The following is a 19,627-nucleotide window of genomic DNA, read 5'->3' as shown; positions in this document are numbered from 1 at the left end:
GTGCCGTGGGCCCGACGTCGTACCGCACCATCGCCCGTGACGGCGAGGTCGAGCTCGAGGTCAAGCGGTCACGCTTCCGGTGCACCCTCGAGCGAGTCGAGGACGAAGGGAGTGCCCGAGCCGTCGTCGAGCGCCTGCGCAAGCAGCACTGGGACGCCCGGCACCACTGCTCCGCCTTCGTCCTGGGTCCCGACGCGGGGGTGGCCCGCTCCTCCGACGACGGCGAGCCCTCTGGCACGGCCGGAGCCCCGATGCTCGAGGTCCTCACCGGGCACGAGGTGAGCGATGTCGTCGCGGTCGTCACCCGGTGGTTCGGCGGGGTGCTCCTCGGCACCGGCGGTCTCGTGCGCGCCTACGGCGACGCGGTGCGGGCCGGGCTCGACGAGGTCGGTGTGCTGCGCCGTGAGCTCGTCGTCGAGCACGCGCTGACCGTCTCGCACGTCGAGGCCGGGCGGGTCGACAACGAGCTGCGCTCACGAGGCGTGCACGTCGTCGACGCCGACTACGCCGCCGAGGTCACCCTGACGCTCGGGGTCCCGGCCGCAGAAGTCGCCGCCCTCGGCCCCCTCGTGGCCGAGCTGACCGCTGGCTCCGGGCGGCTGCGCGAGGTGGGGTCGCGCTGGGTCGACGCCCTAGGCTGAGGGCATGACCCGCCGTCCCCCCTTCGCCCCCGGCACGACCCTGACCGTCCAGGACGTCGCCGACCTCATCGACCACGCCCTGCTCAAGCCCGAGCTGACGCCCGACGAGGTGGCCACCTCGGTCCGCGAGCTCGCCGCCCAGCGCATCTGGAGCGTGTGCGTGAGGCCGAGCGACGTCGCGCTGGCTGCGCAGGCCATCGCCTCCGGCGAGGGCAGCCCGACCCGGGTGTGCACGGTCATCGGCTTCCCCCACGGCACGACGTCGACCGCGGCCAAGGTCGCCGAGTCCCGCCAGGCCCTCGCCGACGGGGCGACCGAGCTCGACATGGTGCTCAACATCGGCCGACTGCGCGGCGGCGACGTCGCGGCGGTGCGCGACGACATCGCCGCGGTCGTCGAGGTGGGCCACGAGGCCGGAGTCATCGTCAAGGTGATCTTCGAGACCGCGCTGCTCGACGAGCGGGCCAAGATCGACGCCTGCCGGGCGAGCGCCGACGCGGGGGCCGACTTCACCAAGACGTCGACCGGCTTCGCCGGGGGCGGCGCGACCCTGACCGACGTCGCGCTCATGCGGGCCAACACCCCCGACTCCATGGAGGTCAAGGCCTCCGGCGGCGTCCGCGACATCCCCACCCTCCTGGCGATGCTCGCCGAGGGCGTCACCCGCATCGGCACCTCGAGCACCGCGGCGCTGCTCGCCGAGGCAGAGCAGGTCGGCGCGGCCGGTCGGCTCGTCCCGGAGCCGGGTCAGACCGCCGACGCGGGCTCGAGCGGCACCTACTGAGCGGCCGCACCCGGTGAGTCAAAGGCTCACGATCTCGTCCAGACGCTCCCAGAACCGCTCAGGGGTGAGCGATTCAGTGGCCTCGCGTCGGGCACCGTGGCCCAGTCGCCCCCGCAGCATGGGGTCGGCTGAGACGCGCATGAGCGCCGCAGCCATGGCCTGTGGGTCCCCCGGCGGCACCAGGAGGCCCGTCACCCCGTCCACGATGTAGTCGCGCACGCCGTTGACGTCCGACGCGACGACCGCCTTGCCCATCGCCATCGCGTCCAGCAGCACCAGAGGCCCGGCCGGAAGATGCGTGTCCTCCATCGCGACCGCGACACACATGGCGCCCGCGGCGAGCGCCCGGCCCTCGTCCGGCGGAGGCATGTCGATGACTCTCACCCGGCGTGGGACGGCACCCAACGACCGCCCGCCCGGGGCGACAACCGCCGGCAGGTCAGAGATGCCGAGCGCTGCCACGAGAGTCGTCCAGTCACGATGCGCCCACCCGGCCGAGTAGACGTACTCCCCGTGGCGCGCCGACGGCAGAGTCTGCGCCGCCACCGGAAAGTGGACGAACGAGCACACCGACTCCCGAACCCCGTGGCGGGCGGCCAGGGTGTCGACGTCCCCCCGCCTGATGACAGCGAAGCGGTCGATCGCACGGAACATCGACGTGGCCAGCGGGCGCGGGAAGTTCCGCGCGGGCATGAGGACGTCAAAGGCGACGATCGCCACGCGTGGCCTCAGGACCCGCAAAGCCCACGCGAAGAGCGCCAAGTCGCTCCCCATCGTGGCGAGGACGACCACAGCGGCTCCCCGGCTTGCCCGCACGACATCCGCAACGTCCAGAAGTCGCAGCAGAAGGACACGCCATCGCGGCAACCCCCAGTCGCTCCGTCGCTTGTGGACACGGAAGCGCGACACGGCTGGTGGGTCGTGGTGCCAGTTGAAGGACGCCACGACGAGAACGTCCTCGTCGGGTCCGGCGGCCTTTGTCCTACTTGCAGCAGCCACGCTCACCTCAGTGCCGCGTAGGCGGGCTTGATCCGGCCCTCGATGAGCTCCAGACGCTCGTCGAAGGGGAGGAAGGCCGACTTCATCGCATTGGTCGTCACCCAGCGCAGGTCGTCGAGGTCCCAGCCCGCCTCGGTGACCAGGGCGTGCATCTCGCGGGTCATCGACGTGTCGGACATCAGCCGGTTGTCGGTGTTGAGCGTGATCCGGTAGCGCAGCTTGGCCAGCAGGGTGATCGGGTGCGCCGCGATGGACGGCGCAGCCCCGGTCTGGACATTGCTGTGCGGGCACATCTCGAGCGGCACCCGGGTGTCACGGACGAAGGCGGCCAGACGCCCGAGCCGCAGCTGCGAGGGGTCCTCGCGCGCTGCTTCGTTGGCCGCCAGGGGGTCGTCGGTCACCGTCGCGCCGCGGAAGCCGATGTCGTCGACGATGCGCACGCCGTGCCCGAGACGGTCGGCGCCGCACCACTGCAGCGCCTCCCAGATGCTCGGGAGGCCGAAGGCCTCCCCGGCGTGGATCGTGAAGTGCGCATTCTCCCGGCGTAGGTACTCGAAGGCGTCGAGGTGCCGGCTCGGCGGGTACCCGGCCTCGGCGCCCGCGATGTCGAAGCCCGCGACGCCCCGGTCGCGGTAGCGCACGGCCAGCTCGGCGATCTCCCGCGACTTCGCGGCGTGGCGCATCGCGGTGAGCAACGACCGGACGACGATCGGACGGCCCTCGGCGGCGGCCAGCTCCTCCCCTTCGCGGAAGCCGGCGTCGACCTCCTCGACGACCTGCTCGAGCCTCAGCCCACCCTCCAGATGCTGCTCGGGGGCGTAGCGGGACTCGGCGTAGACGACGCCGTCGCGGGCGAGGTCGAGCACCGACTCGCGGGCCACGCGCCGCAGCGCGGGCGCGGTCTGCATGACGCCGACCGTGTGCGCGAAGGTCTCGAGGTAGCGCTCCAGCGACCCGGAGTCCGCGGACTCGCGGAACCACCGCGCCAGCCCCTCGGCGGTCCGGTCGGCACCGCTCACCGGCAGCTCGTGGCCGACCTCGTCGGCGATCTCCAGGACCGTGGCCGGTCGCAGGCCCCCGTCGAGGTGGTCGTGCAGCACGACCTTGGGCAGGGCCCGGATCACCGCCTCGTCCAGACCCGCGGCCGGTCCCGCCTGGTCAGCAGTGCCGGGCATGTCAGGCCTCCCGGGCGGTGATTCGGTCGAGGACGACCTCGCGGGTGGCCGGGGCCTGCTCGCTGATCCGCCAGGCACGCTCGAGGGACTGCTGCGCCCGCGCGAAGCGCTCCGGGGTGTCGGTGTGCAGCGTCATCAGCGGCTGGCCAGCGCTCACCCGCTCGCCCGGGCGGACGTGCAGCTCGACGCCGGCGCCGGCCTGCACCGGGTCCTCCTTGCGCGCCCGCCCGGCACCCAGGCGCCAGGCGGCGACACCGACGGCGAGGGCGTCGACGTGCTCGAGGTAGCCGTCGCTGTCGGCGGTGACCGTCTCGGTCTCGGCGGCGGTCGGCAGGTCGGCATCGGGGTCGCCGCCCTGCGCCGAGATCATCCGGCGCCACACGTCCATCGCCCGCCCGTCGGCCAGCGCGGCGCGCAGCTCGTCGGCACCGACCTCCTGGCCCGCGGCGCGGGTCATCTCGTCGGCCAAGGCCACGGTGAGGTCGACGACGTCCTGCGGGCCGCCGCCGGAGAGGACGTCGACGGACTCGCGCACCTCGAGGGCGTTGCCGGCGGTCAGACCGAGCGGCACGGACATGTCGGTGATGAGCGCGACGGTGTTGACCCCCGCGTCGGTGCCGAGGTCGACCATCGTGCGTGCGAGCTCGCTCGCGTCCTCGCGGGTCTTCATGAAGGCCCCCGACCCGACCTTGACGTCGAGCACGAGGGCCCCGGTGCCCTCGGCGATCTTCTTGCTCATGATCGAGCTGGCGATGAGCGGGATCGCCTCGACGGTGCCGGTGACGTCGCGCAGGGCGTAGAGCTTCTTGTCGGCGGGGGCCAGCCCGGCACCCGCGGCGCAGATGACCGCGCCGACGTCCTCGAGCTGGGCGAGCATCGCGTCGTTGGTCAGGTCGGCCTGCCAGCCGGGGATCGACTCGAGCTTGTCGAGGGTGCCGCCGGTGTGGCCCAGACCGCGGCCCGACAGCTGCGGCACCGCGACGTCGAAGACCGCGACGAGGGGCGCGAGCGGCAGGGTGATCTTGTCGCCGACCCCGCCGGTCGAGTGCTTGTCGGAGGTCGGCCGGCTCAGGCCGGAGAAGTCCATCCGCTCGCCGCTGGCGATCATCGCCGCGGTCCACCGGGCGATCTCGGGGCGGGTCATGCCGTTGAGCAGGATCGCCATCGCGAGCGAGGACATCTGCTCGTCGGCGACGACTCCTCGGGTGTAGGCGTCGATGACCCAGTCGATCTGCTCCGGGGTGAGCTCACCCCGGTCCCGCTTGGTCCGGATGACGTCGACGGCGTCGTGCTGCTCGGTCACGGTGCTCCCTTCGTCAGGTCATCGGCACCGAAGGCCTGGGGCAGGATCTCGGCGAGGCCCCGCTCGCCCTCCGGCGTCTGGATGCGGCACTGCGGGCCGCCGTGCTCCCACAGCAGCTGGCGACAACGACCGCACGGCATGAGCGTCTCACCTCGCGCATCGACGCACCACACGGCGACGAGCCGGCCGCCCCCGGTGCGCACGAGGTCGCTGATCAGCCCGCACTCGGCGCACAGGCCGACGGCGTACGACGCATTTTCGACATTGCACCCGCTCAGCAGGCGCCCGTCGTCGGCGTAGCCGGCCACGCCCACGGGGAAGTTGGAGTAGGGCGCGTAGGCCCGCTCCATCGCCTCGACCGCGGCCTCGCGCAGTCGCTGCCAGTCCGTCGTGGCGGGGCCGGCCACGTCAGTGGCCCTCTCCGCGGCGGTAGACCTTGCCGTTGGCCGCCGGCATGCGCAGACGTTGGCTGGCGAAGGCGAGGACGAGCAGGGTCGTCAGGTGCGGCGCAAACCGGGTGACGTCGCCTGGGACGGTCTCGGTGATCACGAAGATCACGCCGACGGCGACACCGATGGCGACGGCGATGGTGCCCTGGACGTAGCGCTGGCGGCGCAGCACCTGCCACAGGCCGAGACCGACGAGCAGCACCGCGATGAGCAGCAGCAGCGCGTGGATCGCGTCGCCACCACCGCGCAGCTGCAGGGCGTCCATGAAGCCGAAGAGCCCGGAGCCCATGAGCACCCCGCCGGGGCGCCAGTTGCCGAAGATCATCGCCGCGAGACCGATGTAGCCGCGGCCGTCGGTCTGGCTCTCGCGGTAGGCGTTGGACGCGACCATGGCGAGGAAGCCGCCGCCGAGACCGGCGAGTGCGCCGGAGGCCGTCACCGCGACGTACTTGTAGAGGTAGACGTTGACGCCGAGGGTCTCGGCGGCGACCGGCGACTCACCGCACGAGCGGACCCGCAGGCCGAAGGGGGTGCGCCACAGCAGCCACCACGTGCCCACGATGAGCAGCAGGGCGATGACGGTGAGGATCGACAGGTTGGTCGTGGCGGCGCGCAGCAGCGCGGCGAGCTCGGAGACGAAGAACCACCCCTTGTCCTCGACGGACTTCAGCGGGTCGGAGATGCCGGGGATGCCCACCCGCGGGAGCGAAGGGAGTGGCGGCGACTGCACGTCGCTGCCGCCCTCGAGCTCGCCGAAGAAGCGGGCGGCGAGGTAGCTCGCGACGCCCAGGGCGACGATGTTGAGCGCGACACCGGAGACGATGTGGTCGACGCCGAAGGTCACGGTAGCCAGGGCGTGGACGAGCCCGCCGACCGCGCCGCAGACCATGGCACCGACGATGCCCATCCACGGGCCGCCGTGGATCGCGCCGAAGGCGGCCCCCCACGTACCGAGGATCATCATGCCCTCGAGGCCGATGTTGATGACCCCGGCCCGCTCGGACCACAGGCCACCGAGACCCGCGAGGGCGAGGGGCATGGCGAGCGCCAGGGTGGCACCGAGGGTGCCGGAGGAGGAGATGTCGCTGATCCCCGTGACCAGACGGATCGCGGAGAGCGCGACGAGCACGCCGGCGAGGGCGAGCGGCCAGGCCCAGAAGGGAATGCGGCGGGCAGGCGTGGACGGAGCGATCTCGGTCTCGGTGCCGACACTCAGGCTCATGCCGTGGCTCCTTCCGTGGTGACGCTGGCATCGAGCTGGCGGGTGACCTGCTTCTGCTCGAGGCGCCGCTCGAACCGGGCGACGACCTCGTAGGCGATGACGACGGCCAGCAGGATGACGCCCTGGATGATGTAGACGAGCGCCGGGGAGACGCCGGCCTGCAGCTGCAGGCCGTCGCTCGCCTTTTCCAGCCACGACCACAGGAGCGCGGCGAAGGCGATGCCGACCGGGTGGTTGCGACCCAGCAGGGCGATGCCGATGCCGATGAAGCCGACGCCCTCCTGGAAGTTCAGCCCGTAGCTGTGGTCGGCCCCGAAGAAGGCCGGCATGCTGATGAGGCCGGCGACGGCGCCGGAGGCGATCATCGCGATGAGCACCATGCGCGGCACCTTGACACCGCTCGCGACGGCGGCCGACTCGGACTCACCCGTGGCCCGCACGTCGAAGCCGAACCGGGTGCGGTTGATGACGAACCAGTAGGCGATGCCGATCGCGATCGCGAGCACGAGCAGCGTGTAGACCCGGTTGGGTGCGTCGGCGAAGACCGCGAAGCCCTCGAGCTGGCTCGACTCGGGGATCTCCTGCGTGTTGCGGGTGTTGCTCCCCTCGGCGCGCTGGCCCCAGGTCCGCAGCCCCCATCCGACGAGACCGGCGGAGATGGTGTTGAGCATGATCGTCGAGATGACCTCGGAGACTCCGCGGCGGACCTTGAGCCAGCCGGCGATGCCCGCCCAGAAGCCACCGACGAGCATCGCGACGAGCATCGCGAGCACGATGTTGAGCGCCCCGGGCAGCCAGCCCTGACCGGCGATGAGCGCCGCGGCGAAGGCGGCGATCCGGTACTGACCGTCGACGCCGATGTTGAAGAGCTTCATCTTGAAGCCGACGGCGACGGCGACGGCCGCGATGTAGTACGTGATCCCGCTGTTGATGATGTTGACCATCGTGCGCGGGCGCGGCTCGGACAGGAGCGTCGACCACACCTTGCCGACGGGGTCACCGACGAGCACGAGGACGAGCGAGGTCACGACGAAGGCGACGACGATGGCGAGCACGGGTGCGGCCAGCGTCAGCAGGAGGCGACGGAGGCTGAGCTTCATGAGGCGTCCTTCCCGGCGCCGGTCATGGCGCTGCCGAGCTCCTGGCTCGTGACCTTGTCGGGGTCGAACTCCCCGGTGATGCGTCCGCGCAGGATGACCTTGATCGTGTCGGAGAGGCCGATGAGCTCCTCGAGGTCGGCGCTGATGAGCAGCACCGCCAGGCCCTCGCGACGGGCCTCCCGGATGAGGTCCCAGATCGCGGCCTGGGCGCCGACGTCGACGCCACGGGTCGGGTGCGAGGCGATGAGCACCTTGGGTGCATGGCTCATCTCGCGCCCGATGATGAGCTTTTGCTGGTTGCCGCCGGACAGCGAGCCGACGGTGACGTGGATGCCGGGTGTGCGCACGTCGTACTCGGCGACGATCCGCTCGGTGTCCGCGCGCGCGTCCGCCGGGGTGAGGATCCCGCGGCGGGAGGCGGGGGCCTGGGTCTGGTGACCGAGCATCCGGTTTTCCCACAGCGGGGCGTCGAGCAGCAGGCCCTGACGGTGGCGGTCCTCGGGGATGTAGCCGACGCCCGCCTCGCGGATGCGGCGCACGTCCCAGTCGGAGATGTCGGTGCCCTCGAGCTCGATGCGGCCGCTGACCGGCTCGCGCATGCCCATGAGCACCTCGACGAGCTCGGCCTGGCCGTTGCCCTCGACGCCCGCGATGCCGACGACCTCGCCGGCGTGGATGTCGAGCGTGACGTCCTCGAGGGCATTGCGCCCGGTGCCGGCGAGGGTGATCTCCCGGACGGAGAGCACGACGCGGTCGGTGACCGTCGACTCCTCGGTCTCCGGGGTGGGCAGCTCGGACCCGACCATGAGCTCGGCGAGCTGGCGGGCCGTGACATCCTGGGGCAGGACGGTGTCGACGGTGGTGCCACGGCGGATGACGGTGACCCGGTCGGCGACGGACAGCACCTCGTCGAGCTTGTGCGAGATGAAGAGCACCGTGATGCCCTCGCGCTTGAGCTCACGCAGGTTGCCGAAGAGCTCGTCGACCTCCTGCGGCACGAGCACCGCGGTGGGCTCGTCGAGGATGATCGTGCGCGCACCCCGGTAGAGCACCTTGAGGATCTCGACGCGCTGCCGGGCTCCGACGCCGAGATCGGCGACGAGCTCGCGGGGGTCGATCCCGAGGCCGTACTCGTCGGAGATCCGGGTGATCTCGGCGCGGGCCGCGGCACCGATGCCGTGCAGCTTTTCGGCGCCGAGCACGACGTTTTCGGCGACGGTGAGGTTGTCGGCGAGCATGAAGTGCTGGAAGACCATGCCGATGCCGTGCTTGATCGCGTCGGCCGGGCTGTGCAGGGTGACCGGCTCGCCACCGACGGAGATGGTCCCCTCGTCCGGCCGCTGGACCCCGTAGAGGATCTTCATCAGCGTCGACTTGCCGGCACCGTTCTCACCGACGATCGCGTGGACCGTGCCCCGCTCGACGCCGAAGGAGATGTCGCGGTTGGCGACGACGCCCGGGAAGCGCTTGGTGATGCCCTCGACCGCGACCGCGAGGTCACCGGTGGGTGGGCTCGGGGCCGACGGGGGGTCTGGGACGGTCGTGCTCATGGTGCCTCCGTGGGACGTCCGCGGGATGGTGCCGCAGGCGAAGGGTAGCGCTCCCGGACGGGCCGGGGCCCGGTCACACGCAGTGCGTGCGAACGGGCCCCGGGGTGCCGGTCGGCGTCACTTGGACGGGACGGTGATCTTCCCGTCGACGATCTGCTGCTTGTAGTCGTCGAGGTCCTTGGTGATGTCGTCGATCTTGCCGCCGGTGGTGGCGTACGAGACACCGCCGTCCTTGAGGTCGAACTCCTGGAGGCCGGTGAGCGGCTCACCCTCGGTCGAGGCCTTGATGTAGTCGAAGACCGCGACGTTCACGTTCTTGACCATCGAGGTGATGATGACGTCCTGGACGTCCTTCTCCGCGGTCTTGGCCTGGTCGGAGTCGACGCCGATGGCCATCTTCTTGTTGGCCTTGGCCGCCTCGAAGAGACCCGAGCCGGAGCCACCGGCCGCGTGGTAGATGACGTCGGCGCCCTTGTCGTACATGCCCTCGGCGGCGGTCTTGCCCTTCGCCGGGTCGGCGAAGCCCGAGCCGTCCTCGGCCAGGTACTTGGTCTGGATGTCGATCTTGGGGTCGACGGCCTGGGCGCCGGCCTTGAAGCCCGCCTCGAACTTGTTGATCAGGGGCACGTCGGTGCCACCGATGAAGCCGACCTTGCCGCTCTTGGACTTCAGCGCCGCGGCCGCGCCCACGAGGAAGGAGCCCTCGTGCTCGGCGAAGACGAGCTGGGCGACGTTCTTGCCCTCGGAGTCGGCCGAGGCGTCGTCGATGATCGCGAAGGAGACGTCCGGGTTGTCCTTGGCCGCGCCGCCGATCGCCTTGGCGTAGATGTAGCCGACACCGATGATGTTGGTGCAGCCGGCGTCGACGAGCTGGTTGAGGCGGTCCTCGCGGGCCGCGTCGTTCTCGCCCTGGCTGGCCTCGACCTCATCGACCTCGACGCCGAGCTCCTCCTTGGCCTGGTCCAGGCCCTTGGCCGCCGAGTCGTTGAACGACTGGTCGCCGCGGCCACCCACGTCGTACGCGAGGCAGGCCTTGACGTCGGAGCCCTCCCCGGAGGTGGCGTCGCCGCCGGAATCGCTGCCGCCACATGCGGTCAGGGCCAGCGCGGCCACGGACATGATCGATGCGGCCTTCACGGTGTGACGCAAGGCGCTCTCCTTCTCGAGCAGGGGTACTCGGCAGACGTCGGCGCCTACCATCCGAGGGATGCTACGTCCCGGTATGCGATGTGGAGCAGGCCCGTGTGGCCCGTGGGACCAACTGTTATGAGACCGCGACCAGACCGCCACGACGTGGCCGAGGACGCAGGGAGAACCCTCGGTCGATCAGTCGCGCTCGACGCGCGTCCACTCCCCCGCCGCAGCGAGGGTGAGCAGGGTGGCGCCGTTGCGGACCGCGCCCTCGTCGACGACGAGATCACCCTGGTGCAGGTCGAAGGTACGACCGCCGTGGGTGCGCGTGCCGAGGCGGGCCATGGCGCCCTCGGCCTCGTGGAGCATCCACGCGAAGTCCTCTCCCCCGAGGCTGTGCGGGGTGGGGACCGGCCGCATGCCGGCCGCCATCGTCGCGCGGCCGAGCGCCGCCACCGCACCGGGGTCGTTGACGACTGGGGGCACGCCCCGGATGTGCTCGATCGCCGCGTCGACGCCGTAGGGGCGCACGACGTCGTCGACCACTTCGTGCAGGAGCGGGCCGATCTTTTCCCACAGCTCGATGTCGAGCATCCGCAGGGTGCCCTGGGCGACCCCCGTCGACGGGATGACGTTGATCGCCTCGCCGGCGGACACCCGGCCCCAGACGACGACGAGCCCCGACCGTGGGTCGACCCGGCGGCTGAGCACGGCCGGGACGTCGGTGACGACCTTGGCGAGCGCATAGGTGAGGTCCTCGGTGAGGAAGGGCCGCGACGTGTGGCCGCCGCGCCCGCGCAGGGTCACCGTCACCTGGTCGGCCGCCGCGGTGAGCGGCCCCTCGCGCAGACCGATCTCGCCCACGTCGAGCGAGGGGTCGCAGTGCACCGCGTAGACGGTGTCGACCCCCTGCATGACCCCCTCCCTGACGAACTTGAGCGCTCCACCGGGCATCTGCTCCTCGGCGGGCTGGAAGAGCAGGCGGACGGCGACGTGGCGGGCGGCCAGATCGTCGGCGACCTCGGCGAGGGCCAGGCCCGCCCCGAGCAGCGCAGTGGCGTGGACGTCGTGACCGCACGCGTGGCAGGCACCGTCGACGGTGGAGCTCCAGTCGAGGCCGGTGCGCTCGCGCACCGGCAGCGCGTCGATGTCGCCGCGCAGGGCGACCCGACGCCGGGGCTCGCTCGCCCCGAGGTCGACGACGAGCCCGGTCTCGCTCACCGACCGTGGCTCCAGACCCGCTGCCTCGAGACGCTCCCGGAGCCGGGCGGTCGTGCGGTGCTCCTGGAAGGAGAGCTCGGGGTGGGCGTGCAGGTCCCGCCGGAAGGCGACGAGCTCGGGCACGAGTCCGTCGATGACGCGCAGGAGCGTCGGGGCGAGAGGAGCAGTCATGGCGTGGTGACTCTACCGACGCCGCGGTCGGCAGCGGTGCAGGCGCCACGTCGTGAGCGCGCGTGCCTCAGACGAGGTCGGTGCGTCCGGAGGCCTTGAGGGCCTCGACGACGAGCTTGACGTCCTGGGCGCGCTCGCGGCTGGCGACGAGCAGGGCGTCGTCGGTCTCGACGACGACGACGTCCTCGAGGCCGACGACGGCGACCATGCGTCCCGACTCGGAGACCACCAGGCCGCCGGAGTCGACGGCCTGCACCTGCGCCGGGTCACCGACGACGGTCATCGCGCCCTCCCCCTGCGGCAGCAGCCCGGTCAACGACTTGAAGTCGCCGACGTCGTCCCAGTCGAAGTCGCCGGGCACGACGGCCACGAGACCCTCGTCGGCGGCGGGCTCGGCCACGGCGTGGTCGATGGCGATCTTTTCCAGGCCCTCCCAGCGCTCCTCGAGCAGCGCGGGGTCGGCCGCGATCTCGCGCAGCCCGTCGGCCAGCTCGGGGTGCCAGCGGCCCAGCAGGTCCAGCAGGGTCGTGGCCCGCACGACGAACATGCCAGCATTCCACCGGAACTCGCCGGTGGCCAGGTACGACGCGGCCCGGCGGGCGTCGGGCTTCTCGACGAACTGACGCACCCGCGCCGCGCTCGGGTGGGCCCGCAGCCGCGGACCCATCTGGATGTACCCGAAGCCGGTCGAGGGGAAGGTCGGCTCGATGCCGATGGTCACGAGCCGGTCGTCGCGCTGGGCGACGCCGACGGCCTCGGTCACGGCCCGGTCGAAGGCGGCCTGGTCACCGATGACGTGGTCGGCCGCGAAGGACCCGATGATCGCCTCGGGGTCCCGCAGCTCGAGCACGGCCGCGGCCAGCCCGATCGCGGCCATCGAGTCCCGCGGGGAGGGCTCGGCGATGAGCAGGTCCGACGGGAGGTCAGGCACCTGCTCGCGCACCGCGTCGGCGTGCGCGGCCCCGGTGACCACGAGCACCCGCTCGCCGGCCAGGACCCGCAGGCGGTCGACGGTCGCCTGGATGAGGGTGCGGCCGCTGCCGGTCAGGTCGTGCAGGAACTTCGGCGACGAGGCCCGCGAGACCGGCCACAGGCGCGTACCCGCGCCTCCCGCCGGCACCACGGCCCAGAAGCGATCGAGATCAGGCGTCGTCGTCACGGAGGTCCCCCCTCTGGTCGCCGAAGCGCAGGAGGCGCAGCTGCTCGAGCGTCTCCTCCGTGAGCACCCGGTTGGTGCGCTGCAGGTCGGCGATGATGAGCAGAGCGTACGAGAAGAGCGCGCCGACGAGCAGGGCGGTGCCGAAGATCAACGACTGGACGTGCCCGCCGCCGTCACCCATCGCGAGCAGGACGAGGAAGCGCACGAAGGGGATGAGTCCCAGGAGCAGCAGGACCGTCCCGAGCAGGCCGAAGAAGGCGTGCGGCTTGAACATGATGAAGGAGCGCATGATCGCCGAGCCGGACTTGGCCATGTGCTGCCAGATGCTCGTGAAGAGGCGTGACTCGCGCGTCTTCTCGTTGGTGGTCACGGGGATGGAGACGATCGACATCCGCTTGTGCCCCGCCTGGATGATCGTCTCCATGCAGTAGGAGAACTCGGTGACGATGTTCAGCCGCATGAGGGACGCGGCCGAGTAGGCCCGGAAGCCGCTCGCCGCGTCGGGCAGGTCGGTGGCCGCGGCCCGGTTGACCACCGCCGACCCGACGGCCTGCATCCGCCGCTTGAAGGGCGAGAAGTGTGCGATGGTCTGCGTCTGCCGGTCGGCGACGACGACATCGGCCTCGCCGCGCAGGATGGGCTGGACGAGGTCGCCGATGCGCTCCTGGGGGTACTGGTTGTCGCCGTCGGTGTTGACGAGGATGTCGGCGCCGTGGGCGAGGGCGAAGTCGGCGCCGTCACGGAAGGACCGGGCCAGCCCACGGGGGCTGGTGTGCCGGATGATGTGCGTGACGCCGAGCTTGCGCGCGACCTCCGAGGTGCGGTCGCTCGACCCGTCGTCGATGACGAGTGTCTCGATGACGTCGACACCGGGGATCTGCTCGGGGATGGTCGCCAGCACGAGAGGAAGGGTCGTCTCCTCGTTGAGGCAGGGGATCTGGACGATCACCTTCATGGGTCAGGAGCCTTCCGGGACAGCAGGTGGACGAGCAGCCTCAGGCTAGTCGGCGGCGAAGGGAGGTGCCGCACGCCCCGCGGAGCGCGAGCACGACGGGCGAGGTCAAGTCGTCACCTGATGCTCACCGGACACCCACCTCACGGTCACCGGCGAAGGGTGGCGCCGCGCCACATTGGTCAACGTGCGAGTTGCCATTGCGACCGAGTCCTTCCTGCCCAGCCTCAACGGCGTGACCACGAGCGTCTGCCGGGTGGCCGAAAACCTGCGGGAGCAGGGCCACAAGGCGATGATCATCGCCCCGGGTCCGGCACCCTCGACGTACGCCGGGCACGTCGTGCGCACGCTCCCGGCCGTCCCCGTCCGCGGCTTCCGCGCGGGGCTGCCCACGGGTGCCGTCCGCCGGGCGCTGCGCGACTTCCGCCCCGACGTCGTCCACCTCGCCTCCCCCTTCCTCGTCGGAGCCCGGGGGCTGCACAATGCGGCGGCCTTCGACCTGCCGACCGTCGCGATCTACCAGACCGACATGCCCAACTACGTCAAGCAGCACGGGCCCGGGGCCATCGGTCGCGGCGCCTCGTCCCTGACGTGGGAGTGGGTCCGAAGGATCCACGAGCGGGCCGACCTGACGCTCGCCCCGAGCCGGCCGACGCTCGAGGAGCTGCGGGCCCACCGCATCCCGCGCACGGGGCTGTGGGGGCGTGGGGTCGACACCCGGCTCTTCACGCCGGCGTGGAAGGAGGACCCGGAGACCCTCGCGCTCAAGCAGGCGCTGGCGCCGGGCGGCGAGGTCCTGCTCGGGTACGTGGGGCGCCTCGCCCCGGAGAAGGAGCTGCACCGCCTGGCCGAGGTGGCCCAGATCCCCGGGACGCGCCTCGTGCTCGTCGGCGAGGGCCCGAGCCGCAACGAGCTCGGCGCCCGGCTCGCCGAGGCGGTCTCGACGAGCCCCGGCCGCCCCAACCTGCCCCCCGCCTTCCTCGGCCCGCGCACCGGCGAGGACCTCGCCCGCGCCTACGCGACCTTCGACGTCTTCGTGCACACGGGCACCAAGGAGACCTTCGGCCAGACCCTCCAGGAGGCCGCGGCCGCGGGTCTGCCCGTCGTCGCACCCGCGGTGGGCGGCCCCCTCGACCTCGTCGACCACGGTCGCTCCGGCTACCTCTTCGCCCCCGACGTGCGCGGTGATCTGGCCCGCTGGGTCGCCGAGCTCGTCGACTCGCCCGCACTGCGCGAGGCCATGGGCGACCACGGCCCCGCGATGGTGGCGGACCGCTCGTGGAGCAGCCTCACCGAGCAGCTCGTCGGCCACTACGAGGCCGCTGCCTCGGCGCACGCCGCCTGACCGCCGCACCACCCGGGTGGGCCGCACCACCCGGGCGGGCCGGGCTGTCTGGGATGATCACCGGCATGGAACCTCGCTGGCTCGACGACGACGAGATGCGCACCTGGCTGCAGGTCGTGGCCCTGGCCGAGGTCCTGCCGTCGCGTCTTGACACGCAGGTGCGTCAGGACTCGGGCCTGACGCACTTCGAGTACCAGGTGCTCGCGATGCTCTCGGAGGCGCCCGAGCGGACGCTGCGCATGTCGTGGCTGGCCCGACGGACCAATGCGACGCTGCCCCGTCTCTCCCACGTGGTCCGCCGGCTCGAGGAGCGCGGGCTCGTGGCGCGCGAGCGCAGCGGGACCGACGCCCGGGCCACCGACGCGGTCCTGACCGACGCCGGCTGGGAGCAGATCGTGGCCGCAGCCCCGGCTCACGTCACCTATGTCCGCGAGCGGATCCTCGACCGGCTGAGCCGCGACCAGGTGCAGGCGCTCGGCGAGATCGCCGGGGCCCTGCTCGAGAGCCTCGACCCCTCGGGGGACCTCACGATGCGGGCTGCAGACGCTCCCCGCTGAGGATGAACTCGGCCATCGGCCGCCAGACCCCGTCGGCCCCGTGCTCGTACAGGTGGAAGGCGTCGACCTGGTAGACCGCGTCGAGGTCGGAGGCCTCGTCGAAGGCCCGGTCGAGACCGTCGTCGTCGATGGCGTGGGCCACGGTCACGTGGGGGTGGTACGGGAACTCCAGGTCACGGCTGACCGGCCCCCGGCGCACGGCCTGCTCGAGCCGTTCGCACATCGGGATGCCCTGGGCCACCTGGACGAAGACGACCGGGCTCACGGGGCGGAAGGTGCCGGTACCGCGCAGACGCATGGCGAAGGGTCCGTGCTGACGTGCCACCGACGTCAGGTGGGCGGTGAAGCCCTCGAGCTGGGCCGGCGAGATCTCGGTCGGCGGCATGAGGGTGACGTGAGGCGGGATCGCCCGGGCGAAGGGGTCACCGACGTCCTCGCGCAGCTGCTGCAGGCGGGAACTCCACGGCTCGGGCACCGCGATCGACACCCCGTGCACGGCCACCGTCAGCCCCTCGCCGCCAGCAGGCCGACCCGGTCGTAGACGCGGTCACGGGTCGCCGAGGCGACCTCGGCGGCGCGGGCCGCACCCTTGGCGAGGATGCTGTCGAGCTCGGCCGGGTCGGACATCAGCTCGTCCATGCGGCGCTGATAGGGCTTGATGGCGCTGACCACGACGTCGGCGACCTCCTGCTTGAGGGCGCCGTAGCCCTGACCGGCGAAGTGGGTCTCCAGGTCGGCGATCGACGTGCCCGACAGGGCCGAGTGGATCGACAGCAGGTTGGACACCCCCGGCTTGGCGTCGACGTCGTAGCGGATCTCGCCGTCGACGTCGGTGACGGCCGAGCGGATCTTCTTGGCGATGCGCTTGGGGTCGTCGAGCAGGGAGATCAGGCCCTTATCCGTCGACGAGGACTTGCTCATCTTGGCCGTCGGCTCCTGCAGATCCATGATCCGCGCCGACTCCTTGAGGATGTGCGGCTCGGGGACGACGAGCGTGTCGCCGAAGCGCGCGTTGAAGCGCTCGGCGAGGTCGCGGGTGATCTCGAGGTGCTGCCGCTGGTCTTCGCCGACGGGCACCCGGGCCGCGTCGTAGACGAGGATGTCGGCGGCCATGAGGATCGGGTAGGTGAAGAGGCCGACGTTGGCGCCCAGCCCCTTGGCCGTCTTGTCCTTGAACTGCGTCATGCGGCTCGCCTCGCCGAATGCGGTCTGGCAGGACAGCACCCACATCAGCTCGGTGTGCTCGCGCACGTGGCTCTGGCAGAAGATCGCCGAGCGCTCGGGGTCGACGCCGCCGGCGATGTACTGGGCGGCGGTGACGCGGCTGCGACGGGTGACGTCGGCCGGGTCGGTCGGCACGGTGAGCGCGTGCAGGTCGGCGACGAAGTAGTAGGCGTCGAAGTCCTCCTGCAGGCCGACCCAGTTGACGAGCGCCCCGAGGTAGTTGCCGAGGTGGAGGGAGTCGCTCGTGGGCTGCATCCCGGAGAGGATGCGGGGCCGGTCAGGTGCAGGGCTGGTCATGGGGGTCATGATGCCAGCCGGTCCGCGGCGGCTCGCACGCGCTCGACGAATCGCTTGGGAGAGAAGGCCTCCACATGGGCGCGGATGGCCGCGGGGTCCCACGTGCGGCCCCGGTCGGCGACGACGGCGGCCCGGATCGCGGCGGCGGTCGGCTCGTCGAAGAAGGCGCCGTTGACCCCTTCGGCGATGGTGTCGAGGTAGCCGCCGGCACGCAGCGCGAGCGTCGGCCGGCCGAAGGCACCCGCCTCGAGCGGCGTGAGGCCGAAGTCCTCGTGGCTGGCGGCGACGAGCGCCGTGGCGCGCGCATAGGCCCACCGCATCTGGGCGTCGGTGAGGTCGGTCGCGATGCGCACGTTGTCCGGAGCGGTGGCCCGCAGCTCCTCGAGGAGCGGACCTGCCCCGATGACGAGCAGCTTCTCCGGTAGGCCCCGGAAGGCCTCGATGATGCGATCGACGTTCTTGTACGGCAGCAGCCGCGAGACGACGAGGTGGAAGGCGTCCCAGTCGGCGGCCTCGGGCACCGCCTCCTGTTCCCCGGTCGTGTCGACGGCGAAGGGGGGTGGCAGCACCTCGGCATCGATGCCGTAGGCCTCACCGATGCGCTCGCGCACGACGTGGCTGTTGGCGAGGTAGGCGTCGCCGCGGGCAGCGGCGCGGCGGTCCCAGCGGCGAAGGGGGGCACGCAGAGCGAGCAGGGCCAACCCGGTCGGCGAGCGACTCGGGTCGCCGCCGAGATAGCGCTCGCTCTGGTAGAGCCAGCGGGCGGGCGCGTGGCAGTAGACGAGGGTGCGGCCGGTCGCGGGGAACCCGTGGGCCCAGCCGCTGCTGCTCGCGACCACGAGGTCGGCGTCGATGCGCAGTGCGCTCGAGGCGAAGGGCAGGAAGGGCAGCGCCGCGCGGTGGTGGCGTCGCAGCAGGCCGACGCGGTTGAGCGGGCTGACCCTGATGTCGACGTCGCGGAACTCGGGGAAGGTGCTCTCGGGGTCGTAGAGCGTCGTGTGGACGGTCGCGTCGGGGAAGGCCTGCAGCAGGGCGAGGACGACCCGCTCCGCTCCCCCGCGCTGGGTGAGGTAGTCGTGGGCGATCGCGACCCGTGGCCGTTTGTTCCCTGAGGACCCCGTTCCCTCAGGGGGCCGTTCGCGGCCGTCTCGAAGGGCACCCGCCACCTCGCGCCACACGCCCACGATGGTGTCGGTGCTCGGGCCGATACCGAGGTCGGTCCGGGCGCGCTCCCAGCCCGCGGCGCCGCGGCGCTCGGCCTCGTCGGGGTCGTCGAGGGCCGCGCTGATGGCGGCGGCCAGGGCGTCGACGTCACCGGGCGGGACGAGCCAGCCGACGGACGCCGGGCCACCGGTGACGATCTCGGGCACTCCCCCGGCGTCGGTCGCGACGACCGGCACACCGCGGGCCATCGCCTCGGCGACGACCTGGCCGTAGGGCTCGGGCACCGGCGACGCATGGACTGCCACGGTCATCGCGTCGAGCTCGGCGGCCGGGTCGTCGGTGAAGCCGACGAGCTCGACGTGGTCGTCGAGAACCAGCCGGGCGATCTCGCGACGGACCTGCCCTTCGTGCTCCTCGTGGCCGAACATCGGCGAGCCGATGATGCGGAAGGTCACCTCCGGGTGGCGGCGCACGACCTGGGCGGCGGCGCGGACGAGCTCCAGCTGGCCCTTCGTCGGGCTGATCCGGCCGAGGAGGCCGACGACCGGCCGCGCCGGCAGAGGGCGCGGCGTGACCCCGATCTGCGCGGGTACGAGGCCGGGGTGGGCGACGGTGACGTCGACCCCCGGCAGCGTCGCGGCCGTGGCGCGGGAGTTGGCGACGACCCGCTGCGGGCCCCAGGTCGCGACCTGGCGCATGAGCCGCACGATCGGCGCGGGCAGGTAGTCGGGGCTGAGCCGGTCGTGGACGTGCCACACGAGCGGCCGACGGGTGAGGCGGGCTGCCGGTACGCCGAGGAGGTCTGCCTTGAGCGAGGTGGTGTGCACGACGTCGACGTCGAGCTCCCGCAGTCGCGCGGCCAACCGCCGGACGAAGGGGACGGCCCCCACCGCGGAGCGCGCCGCCGTGCGCAACCCCGCTGCCTGCTCACGAGTAGTCGTGCCGATGCCCTCGTCGAGCAGCAGCACCTCGACCGCGTGCCCGCGCTCGCGCAGCCGACCGACCAAGGGGCCGTCGGCGAAGAGGATGACCCTCGCGTCGACGTCGTCACGCTCGGCGAGCGTGTCCATGAGGCGCACGACCGCCAGCTCGACCCCGCCGAGCTGGGCGGTGTGGTCGAGGATCGCGACGTGGACCGGTCGGTGCTTCTCCCCCATGCGGTGGAGTCTATGGACCGGCTCGG

18 protein-coding genes are annotated in these 19,627 nt (G+C 71.9%); 4 read left to right on the top strand and 14 right to left on the bottom strand.

The genetic code is table 11. From position 1 onward, the window contains the following. The first annotated feature begins 5 nt into the window (after positions 1-5). The gene (locus AB4Y78_RS11780) at positions 6-641 is read left to right on the top strand and encodes a YigZ family protein (RefSeq protein WP_259909956.1); all 636 of its coding nucleotides are present in this window, start codon (positions 6-8) and stop codon (positions 639-641) included. A 4-nt stretch (positions 642-645) separates the two neighbouring features. After that, positions 646-1,425, top strand: coding sequence for a deoxyribose-phosphate aldolase (deoC, locus tag AB4Y78_RS11775; RefSeq protein WP_441714633.1), 780 nt, complete (start codon positions 646-648; stop codon positions 1,423-1,425). Between the two features lie 18 nt (positions 1,426-1,443). On the opposite strand, the gene AB4Y78_RS11770 is transcribed toward deoC, so the two are convergent. The 11 genes from AB4Y78_RS11770 to AB4Y78_RS11720 form a co-directional block, all read right to left on the bottom strand. Then, positions 1,444-2,217 carry a glycosyltransferase gene (locus tag AB4Y78_RS11770; protein WP_441714631.1) on the bottom strand — a complete coding sequence of 258 codons (774 nt, stop codon included), beginning with the start codon at positions 2,215-2,217 and terminating at the stop codon, positions 1,444-1,446. A 209-nt stretch (positions 2,218-2,426) separates the two neighbouring features. Next, positions 2,427-3,599, bottom strand: a complete 1,173-nt coding sequence (locus AB4Y78_RS11765) for an adenosine deaminase (RefSeq protein ID WP_441737153.1) — start codon at positions 3,597-3,599, stop codon at positions 2,427-2,429. Position 3,600: 1 nt separating this feature from the next. Beyond that, positions 3,601-4,902 carry a thymidine phosphorylase gene (locus tag AB4Y78_RS11760; protein WP_441714628.1) on the bottom strand — a complete coding sequence of 434 codons (1,302 nt, stop codon included), beginning with the start codon at positions 4,900-4,902 and terminating at the stop codon, positions 3,601-3,603. After that, positions 4,899-5,309 (bottom strand): cytidine deaminase, encoded by a 411-nt coding sequence (locus tag AB4Y78_RS11755; RefSeq protein ID WP_441714626.1) that lies wholly within the window; start codon positions 5,307-5,309, stop codon positions 4,899-4,901. Before AB4Y78_RS11755 ends, AB4Y78_RS11760 begins: the two co-directional genes overlap by 4 nt. A 1-nt stretch (position 5,310) precedes the next feature. Then, a complete protein-coding gene (locus AB4Y78_RS11750) occupies positions 5,311-6,573 on the bottom strand; it encodes an ABC transporter permease (RefSeq protein ID WP_441714625.1) in 1,263 nt (420 codons plus the stop codon). Beyond that, positions 6,570-7,673: an ABC transporter permease gene (locus tag AB4Y78_RS11745; RefSeq protein WP_259909950.1), complete on the bottom strand. Its 1,104-nt coding sequence runs from the start codon at positions 7,671-7,673 to the stop codon at positions 6,570-6,572. The genes AB4Y78_RS11750 and AB4Y78_RS11745 overlap by 4 nt, the downstream gene beginning before the upstream one ends. Next, positions 7,670-9,223, bottom strand: a complete 1,554-nt coding sequence (locus tag AB4Y78_RS11740) for an ABC transporter ATP-binding protein (protein WP_441714623.1) — start codon at positions 9,221-9,223, stop codon at positions 7,670-7,672. The genes AB4Y78_RS11745 and AB4Y78_RS11740 overlap by 4 nt, the downstream gene beginning before the upstream one ends. A 117-nt stretch (positions 9,224-9,340) precedes the next feature. Next, positions 9,341-10,372, bottom strand: a complete 1,032-nt coding sequence (locus AB4Y78_RS11735; RefSeq protein ID WP_259909948.1) for a BMP family lipoprotein — start codon at positions 10,370-10,372, stop codon at positions 9,341-9,343. Between the two features lie 177 nt (positions 10,373-10,549). After that, a complete protein-coding gene (locus AB4Y78_RS11730; RefSeq protein ID WP_259909947.1) occupies positions 10,550-11,746 on the bottom strand; it encodes an amidohydrolase in 1,197 nt (398 codons plus the stop codon). Between the two features lie 67 nt (positions 11,747-11,813). After that, on the bottom strand, positions 11,814-12,905 hold the full coding sequence (locus AB4Y78_RS11725; RefSeq protein ID WP_259909946.1) for a mannose-1-phosphate guanylyltransferase: 1,092 nt from the start codon (positions 12,903-12,905) through the stop codon (positions 11,814-11,816). Continuing rightward, a complete protein-coding gene (locus tag AB4Y78_RS11720) occupies positions 12,889-13,860 on the bottom strand; it encodes a glycosyltransferase family 2 protein (protein ID WP_259909945.1) in 972 nt (323 codons plus the stop codon). The genes AB4Y78_RS11725 and AB4Y78_RS11720 overlap by 17 nt, the downstream gene beginning before the upstream one ends. Positions 13,861-14,044: 184 nt before the next feature. Here AB4Y78_RS11720 and AB4Y78_RS11715 point away from each other — a divergent pair, with 184 nt between their 5' ends. Further along, entirely contained in the window at positions 14,045-15,202 is a 1,158-nt protein-coding gene (locus AB4Y78_RS11715; RefSeq protein WP_259909944.1) for a glycosyltransferase family 4 protein, read from the top strand. A gap of 65 nt (positions 15,203-15,267) precedes the next feature. After that, on the top strand, positions 15,268-15,759 hold the full coding sequence (locus AB4Y78_RS11710; protein WP_259909943.1) for a MarR family winged helix-turn-helix transcriptional regulator: 492 nt from the start codon (positions 15,268-15,270) through the stop codon (positions 15,757-15,759). Here the strand turns inward: AB4Y78_RS11710 and AB4Y78_RS11705 are convergent. The 3 genes from AB4Y78_RS11705 to AB4Y78_RS11695 are packed head-to-tail and all read right to left on the bottom strand — an operon-like array spanning position 15,728 to position 19,601. Further along, positions 15,728-16,261, bottom strand: a complete 534-nt coding sequence (locus tag AB4Y78_RS11705; protein WP_259909942.1) for a 2'-5' RNA ligase family protein — start codon at positions 16,259-16,261, stop codon at positions 15,728-15,730. The genes AB4Y78_RS11710 and AB4Y78_RS11705 overlap by 32 nt on opposite strands. Before the next feature lie 2 nt (positions 16,262-16,263). After that, positions 16,264-17,289, bottom strand: coding sequence for a tryptophan--tRNA ligase (trpS, locus tag AB4Y78_RS11700; protein WP_441714620.1), 1,026 nt, complete (start codon positions 17,287-17,289; stop codon positions 16,264-16,266). After that, complete coding sequence (locus AB4Y78_RS11695; RefSeq protein ID WP_441714618.1) at positions 17,286-19,601, bottom strand: glycosyltransferase; 2,316 nt, start codon at positions 19,599-19,601, stop codon at positions 17,286-17,288. Before AB4Y78_RS11695 ends, trpS begins: the two co-directional genes overlap by 4 nt. Positions 19,602-19,627 lie beyond the last annotated feature (26 nt).

The sequence above is a fragment of the Janibacter sp. RAF52 genome (assembly GCF_052114035.1).
In the GTDB taxonomy this organism is placed as follows: domain Bacteria; phylum Actinomycetota; class Actinomycetes; order Actinomycetales; family Dermatophilaceae; genus Janibacter; species Janibacter hoylei.
This window is presented reverse-complemented; position numbering and strand designations above follow the sequence as displayed.

What these genes read in the sequence shown, in the direction of transcription:
- AB4Y78_RS11740 (WP_441714623.1), bottom strand. Translation starts at nt 9,223, where the DNA reads ATGAGCACGACCGTCCCAGACCCCCCGTCGGCCCCGAGCCCACCCACC.
- AB4Y78_RS11720 (WP_259909945.1), bottom strand. Translation starts at nt 13,860, where the DNA reads ATGAAGGTGATCGTCCAGATCCCCTGCCTCAACGAGGAGACGACCCTT.
- AB4Y78_RS11710 (WP_259909943.1), top strand. Translation starts at nt 15,268, where the DNA reads ATGGAACCTCGCTGGCTCGACGACGACGAGATGCGCACCTGGCTGCAG.
- AB4Y78_RS11730 (WP_259909947.1), bottom strand. Translation starts at nt 11,746, where the DNA reads ATGACTGCTCCTCTCGCCCCGACGCTCCTGCGCGTCATCGACGGACTC.
- trpS (WP_441714620.1), bottom strand. Translation starts at nt 17,289, where the DNA reads ATGACCCCCATGACCAGCCCTGCACCTGACCGGCCCCGCATCCTCTCC.
- AB4Y78_RS11750 (WP_441714625.1), bottom strand. Translation starts at nt 6,573, where the DNA reads ATGAGCCTGAGTGTCGGCACCGAGACCGAGATCGCTCCGTCCACGCCT.
- deoC (WP_441714633.1), top strand. Translation starts at nt 646, where the DNA reads ATGACCCGCCGTCCCCCCTTCGCCCCCGGCACGACCCTGACCGTCCAG.
- AB4Y78_RS11745 (WP_259909950.1), bottom strand. Translation starts at nt 7,673, where the DNA reads ATGAAGCTCAGCCTCCGTCGCCTCCTGCTGACGCTGGCCGCACCCGTG.
- AB4Y78_RS11765 (WP_441737153.1), bottom strand. Translation starts at nt 3,599, where the DNA reads ATGCCCGGCACTGCTGACCAGGCGGGACCGGCCGCGGGTCTGGACGAG.
- AB4Y78_RS11695 (WP_441714618.1), bottom strand. Translation starts at nt 19,601, where the DNA reads ATGGGGGAGAAGCACCGACCGGTCCACGTCGCGATCCTCGACCACACC.